General features: G+C 54.2%; 3 protein-coding genes. 1 reads left to right on the forward strand and 2 read right to left on the reverse strand.

Annotated elements, in window-relative coordinates; all coding sequences use genetic code 11:
• The coding region (locus tag WS68_RS00440) for a hypothetical protein (RefSeq protein WP_059568946.1) at window positions 1-287 on the reverse strand (287 nt) is incomplete at its 3' end.
• 142 nt (window positions 288-429) lie between these two features.
• Here WS68_RS00440 and WS68_RS27130 point away from each other — a divergent pair.
• Entirely contained in the window at window positions 430-699 is a 270-nt protein-coding gene (locus WS68_RS27130) for a hypothetical protein (RefSeq protein WP_156429292.1), read from the forward strand.
• 47 nt (window positions 700-746) lie between these two features.
• On the opposite strand, the gene WS68_RS00445 is transcribed toward WS68_RS27130, so the two are convergent.
• Entirely contained in the window at window positions 747-1004 is a 258-nt protein-coding gene (locus tag WS68_RS00445; protein ID WP_156429293.1) for a hypothetical protein, read from the reverse strand.
• Window positions 1005-1387 lie beyond the last annotated feature (383 nt).

The raw sequence follows: 1387 nt of genomic DNA on the forward strand, positions 1-1387 counted from the left end.
CCGCACTCCCCGAAACCTTCTCGCGCGCATTTGCAATGCAAACCGACTTCGCTCAGCGTGGTGTGAGCCTCCAGGTATCGGCGCGACACGATGCGATGGTCGAGCGCCATGATCGCCACGTCGATCTTGTCGATCGTGAGCCCCATACCTCCCGACAGGAATCGGCTGACCTGCGAATCGTCCCAGCCCAGCGCGGCCGCCACCGGCCCACGATTACGCGGATCACTCAGCGCCTCCCGAAACGCCCGCTCGATACTCGGCCGGCGTACAACTTCAATCGTGCTCATTGCAATTCAACTCCGTTCAAAACTCATTGAATGACCTTGAAGGCCAAATTTTTTAGACTGCTTTCATCACAACTGGATGCGAACCACCTCATGCGACAATCAAAGCTCATCACTTCCTTAACCACCGCACAGAGGGGTTCGCATGACCGACGAAAAATCTCCAGCAACCGATCGCATCGGGCCGATCTTTCCCTTTTATTTAGATCCGCCAATGACCATCAACGTATGCAAGGAAACAGGAGAATTGTGGATTCAGTGTTCGCAAATGATCCCCGAGGTGCCGAATGGGATGATCGTGCGTGTGACTCTCTCTCCGGCAGCAGTACGAGAACTGGCAAATGTTCTGAAAAACCTGGAATCCTATCTGGGTATGCCAATCGAAGACCTAGCCAAGCCAAGTTCCGTCCAATAACGATTCGCATTCTTTTTAAAACGCCTTTCATTCCACTTCATCCTCAACTACGCCGCGATTGGCGACGCACCATGCGCCGACCAATCGCGTCGGTTGTAATCGCGCGGCACCAGTCGCCCGGAAGCCAGACACTCAACAACGAGCAGCATGGCTTTCGGGTCGCGGCAACCGTAAATCTCAATTGGGAAGTCCCGGCCCGGCGCACGCATCTCAATCGTGAAACCCGTATCGATTTTCACCGTGATCGAGCAACCTTCACGCGGGTAGTCGTCGCCGCAATAAATATCGACCATTGCGTTGTTCACGCCGACCCCGCTTTGCCAGAGCGAGCATCTCGCGCAACAGTAGAATCCTGATCGCCACACCCCGATCCACGCCTACTATTGGAGGACCCTCCGTATGAAATTTGTGACGCTAGTTCTTCCATTTCTCGTAAACAGTGAATATTTGCGCAAACTCGGTGAGCTGCATCGAGCGACTGAGCCGCTTCCAGATGGCGTTGCGCGAGTCGCCTCAAATGGGTGGCTATTAGACCCGGCAAAAGCCTTAGATTGGCTTCTGAAATTTCCACAAATCGCGGAATCTCACACCGGCCAAGCCATTCAGGGCTATGCAGACGTCCCCATGCCTCCTCCTGCTGACTGACCCACTCTGATTCTTTCAGTGCGTCGCAAAGCCATTGTGGTAA

This window comes from Burkholderia sp. TSV86 (genome assembly GCF_001522865.1).
Classification (GTDB): domain Bacteria; phylum Pseudomonadota; class Gammaproteobacteria; order Burkholderiales; family Burkholderiaceae; genus Burkholderia.